Below are 247 nucleotides of genomic sequence, written 5' to 3' on the forward strand. Positions count from 1 at the left end.
ATCATCGGGAAGACGGACGCCGACGTTTATCTGAAGTTGGAATTTTTCAACCCGGGCGGAAGCGTGAAAGATCGGATCGCCCTCAGCATGATTGAAGAGGCGGAAAAGGAGGGGCGGCTGAAGCCCGGCGACACCATCGTGGAGCCGACCAGCGGTAACACGGGAATCGGGTTGGCCATGGTGGCGGCGGCCAAGGGGTACCGCACCCTCCTGGTGATGCCGGATACGATGAGCATGGAGCGCCGCA

1 protein-coding gene is annotated in these 247 nt (G+C 61.1%); it reads left to right on the forward strand.

Annotated features, from left to right (window positions below; genetic code table 11):
• The coding region (locus tag RZO55_RS17955; RefSeq protein ID WP_318065635.1) for a pyridoxal-phosphate dependent enzyme at positions 1-247 on the forward strand (247 nt) is incomplete at its 3' end.

It is taken from the genome of Clostridium boliviensis (assembly GCF_033342255.1).
GTDB lineage: Bacteria > Bacillota > Clostridia > Lachnospirales > Lachnospiraceae > Lacrimispora > Lacrimispora boliviensis.